Below are 4,297 nucleotides of genomic sequence, written 5' to 3' on the forward strand. Positions count from 1 at the left end.
CCAGCGTGGACGGAATGCCCACCGGCACCAGTTTCGGCAAATCAGGCAGCGGCTTGATGTTCATCAGTTCATTATCCAGTGCGCCCGGCGTTTTACCCAGCAGCACCGCCAAACCGTTCATCGCCTGCTGCTGCTGCGCCTGATATTGCGGCAGCTGCGCATTCAGCGAGGCCAGCTGTGCGCGGGCATTTTCCACATCGGTGGTGGGCGCTAAGCCGTTTTGCTGCTGGCTTTTGGTCAGTTCCCAGGTTTGCTGCGCGACTTCAATTTGCTGTTGCAAGGTCGCCAGCACCGCCTGCGAACCGCGAAGTTGCAGGTAGGCACGCGCGACTTCCGCTTCCAGCGAGACCAGCGCATCGTTGCGCTGCTCGATAGCCGCCTGCTGCTGCGCATCTGCGGCTTCCATCTGGCGGCGCACTTTGCCCCACAGATCCAGCTCCCAACTGGCGTCAAAGCTGCCCTGATAAAGAGTAACGGAATGATCTAATCCGTTGAGCTGGCTGGCGACATCGCTATCAACCTGATCATAAACGCCGTTGGATTTCAGCAAGCCTTTCAAACCCAGCTGCTGACGCGTGACCTTTGCCGAGCCGTTAAGCGACGGGAATAAGCCACCGCGCGCCTGCGCCAGCTGCTCGCGCGCACCGGCAATACGCAGCACCGATTGTTGCAGCGTTAAGTTGCCGGCAATGGCGCGCTCAATCAGGCTATCGAGCTGCGGATCGTTAAAGCTTTTCCACCACAGCGGATTGGTCGCCGCCGCCAGCGGCTTAGACGCTTGCTGTGAAGGCAAATCATGGTAGCCGCCCGGCGTGTGCGCCTGCGGCGGCTGATAATCCGGTCCTACCGCGCATCCGGCCAGCAACAGTGACAGCGCCAGCAATGTGAGTGACGGCTGAGATCGCGAAATCATTTTCATTTTAATGTGCTCCTGCACCGCCTTCGCTCTTAATCGGCGAAAGCAACCAACAGAATGGAATCAATAGCAGCGCCACAATACTGAGGCCCATAAATACGTCGATATACGCCAGAATACGCGCCTGAGCGATCATCTCCTGATAGAGCTGCCCGCTCGCCAGCACCAGCGGATCGCCCACGGCGGTGGTGAAATTACGGATCGAATCAGCCCAGTGTTGCAGCGTGAGATTGTAAGGCTCATTGAGCGGCGACATGTTGTGCACCATGCTGGCCGAACGCGTCTGCATGCGTTCGGTAATGCCCGCCGTCGACAGCGAAATGCCGATCGAGCCCGCAACGTTACGGAACATGGTGAACAGCGCCGAAGCATCGGCGTTTAATCGCTGCGGCACGGTGATAAACGCAATAGTAGTCAGCGGCACAAACAGGAAGCCAAGGCCGATCGACTGCGCGCTGCGCATCATCACCAGCGTGGTGAAATCGACGTTAGGCGTTAACGTGGTGGAATAGAAGAAGGCGCTGGCAAGACAGGTGAAGCCGAACGCAATGATGTAGCGCGTTTGCACGATCGGCATCAGCTTCAGCACGATGGGTATCGTCAGCACAATCAATATCGCGCCGGGCGACAGCACCAGCCCCGACCAGGTTGCGGTGTAGCCGAGATCCTGCTGCGCCAGTTGGGGAAGCACCACCGAGCTGCCGTACAGAATCATCGCCATGCCCGCCATCAGCAAGCCCGCCACCCAGAAGTTGCGATCTTTCATTACGGTGAGATCGACCACCGGTTTACGGGCATATAGCAGCCAATAAATGGCGCCGATAATGCCGATCACCGCCAGCATGGCGAACAGGCGGATAAAGTGCGAGGCAAACCAATCTTCATCTTCGCCACGATCGAGGAACACCTGCAAACAGCCCAGCCCCAGCGTGATCAGGCTGATGCCGATGTAATCGATCTTCAGGCGGCCTTTATCCCACTTGCGTTCCCACGGCGGATCTTCCAGCAACTGATAAATTGCCATCACAGTCAAAATACCAACCGGGATATTAATGAAGAACACCCAACGCCAGCTGTAGTTGTCGGTGATCCAGCCGCCGAGCGTTGGACCAATCACCGGCGCGACGATAATCGCAATCGACGACAGGCCAAAGGCTTTGCCGCGATCTTCCGCTTTGAAGTAATCGAGCAGCACCGATTGTTGCACCGGCTGCAATCCGCCGCCAAAAAAGCCCTGCAGCACGCGGAACAGAATGATCTGCCACAATTCCGTGGCGATGCCGCACAGGAAGGAGCAGATGGTGAACATCACAATGCAAATCAGGAAGAACTGCTTGCGGCCAAACAGGCGGCTGAAGAACGCCGAGATCGGCAATACGATGCCGTTGGCGACCAGATAAGAAGTCAGAACCCAGGTCGATTCGTCGTAACTGGAGGAGAGCGAACCGGCAATGTGCGGCAGCGCGACGTTAACGATGGTAGTGTCGAGGATCTCCATAAACACCGCCAGCGTCACCGTAATAGCGACCAGCCACGGATTGCTGGCCGGACGCCAGCTTTCGCTCGCACTCATTCCACTGTGACCTTCGGCTCAACCGACAAGCCCAGCGGCAGCGGATGATTGGGATCTAACCCTTTATCGATGACAATTTTCACCGGCACGCGCTGCACGATTTTCACGTAGTTGCCGGTGGCGTTTTCCGCCGGGAAGGTGGAGAAGCGTGAACCGGATCCCATCTGCACGCTATCCACATGCCCTTCCAGCTTCATATCCGGCCAGGCATCGACACTGATTTCCACTTTATTACCCGGCTTCATGCGCGCCAGCTGTGACTCTTTGAAATTGGCATTAATCCAGATTTCAGGCGAAACCAGCGAGAACAGCGCGCTGCCGGCCTGCACCAGCGTGCCGAGGTGCACGTTACGCTTGGTGACGAAGCCATCGTATGGCGCGCGAACCTGGGTATAAGAGAGATTCAATTCGGCGGTGTTGAGCTGCGCCTGCGCCTGCTCAACTTGCTGCTCACGCGCTTCAACATTGGTTTCCTGCTGGCGGATTTGCAGCTTCACCTGAGAAGCCACCTCAACCTGCGCTTTAGCGCTTTGCAGTTGCGCTTCAGCCGAACGCAGCTGCGCGGCGGCAGTATCAATATTGCGCTGTGAAGTGGCACGCGGATCAACACCGCGCTGGCGACGATAATCGGCTTGAGCGTTAAGCAAGTTGGCTTGTGCTTTGGCCTGATCGGCGAGCGCCTGATCGCGCTGCGCCGGATACTGTACGCGAGACAGGGCTAACTGCGCCTGCGCCTGATGCAGCTGCGCCTGTGCCAGACCAAGCTGGGCTTTGGCCTGATCGCGCTGCGCTTCACTGTCGCGCGCATCGATCTCCACCAGCAAATCGCCCTGCTTCACGCGCTGGTTATCGCGCACCAGCAGCTTGACCACGTAACCGGCCGCTTTCGGCGCGATAGTCACCGCATTGCCTTCGGTAAAGGCATCATCCGTGCTTTCAATATTGCGCGTGGTGAGCCAGAACCATAATCCCACCACGATCATGATCACCACCACAATGGCGAGAAAAATCAGTGGCTTCTTTCCGGGGCGTTTACGTTCTGGTTCGTTGTTATCTTGATGGGTATTCGAGGTGTTTTGCGGATCCTGCTGATCGCGTTCAGACGGTTGATTCTGGTTTTCCATAATTTTTCATCGTAGGCGGTTGTCCCGATTCCCGGGCAAAAACGGTCAACATAACCTTAGATGGGAAATTGACAAATGCCAATGCAACTTTACACAAGCCGACATTGGCATGGCGCTAACGTATGAGGTGTAACAGCAGCCATCCACCCAACATCGACCAGGCCAGCATCGGGATGGAAAACAAGTGGAAACGCCACCAAACACGCGCATCTTGCGCCATACGCAAGGCAATCAGGTTGGCGAGCGATCCCGGTAATAAGCCAAATCCACCGATATTCACCGCCCACGCCAGCACGTCGGACGGTGGCACTTTCTGCAAAAGTAGGATGGTGGCGGGAACGTTACTGATGAATTGGGACAGGCCAATGGCCAGTAGATAAAGTCCGCCCTCGCCGAGTTGGCCAATAGCGGCAAAATGCGGCTGCAGCCAGGACAAATGCATCAACAGGAAGACATCGATAAACATCGCCACGAACACCAGCAGCAAACTCCAGTCGATGCTGATCAACACGCTGCGCGCCATGATCAGGAAACAAGCCGCCACCAGCAGCAGCGCCCAGCCGGTCATTTTCAGCTCGAGCGCCACGATAAACACGATGTACAGCAACACGCTAATCGTAAACAACGGCTTGTACCATGTTTGGCTTTCGGTTTTTTCATGTTTCTGGATTATGCGCGCCGGGA

Annotated in this window: 3 protein-coding genes and 1 pseudogene; all 4 read right to left on the reverse strand. The window is 56.6% G+C overall.

All coding sequences use genetic code 11. The features are described 5' to 3' along the window. On the reverse strand, positions 1-919 hold a 919-nt coding region (locus RTY00_RS20780), incomplete at its 3' end, for an efflux transporter outer membrane subunit (protein WP_312665951.1). 1 nt (position 920) lies between these two features. Then, positions 921-2,489, reverse strand: a complete 1,569-nt coding sequence (locus RTY00_RS20785; RefSeq protein WP_154153149.1) for a DHA2 family efflux MFS transporter permease subunit — start codon at positions 2,487-2,489, stop codon at positions 921-923. Next, positions 2,486-3,613: an HlyD family secretion protein gene (locus RTY00_RS20790; protein ID WP_312665953.1), complete on the reverse strand. Its 1,128-nt coding sequence runs from the start codon at positions 3,611-3,613 to the stop codon at positions 2,486-2,488. Before RTY00_RS20790 ends, RTY00_RS20785 begins: the two co-directional genes overlap by 4 nt. Positions 3,614-3,728: 115 nt before the next feature. Then, positions 3,729-4,297, reverse strand: a pseudogene (locus tag RTY00_RS20795) (anion transporter); the annotation flags it as partial.

Source organism: Pantoea sp. CTOTU49201 (assembly GCF_032054795.1).
Lineage (GTDB): Bacteria > Pseudomonadota > Gammaproteobacteria > Enterobacterales > Enterobacteriaceae > Pantoea > Pantoea symbiotica.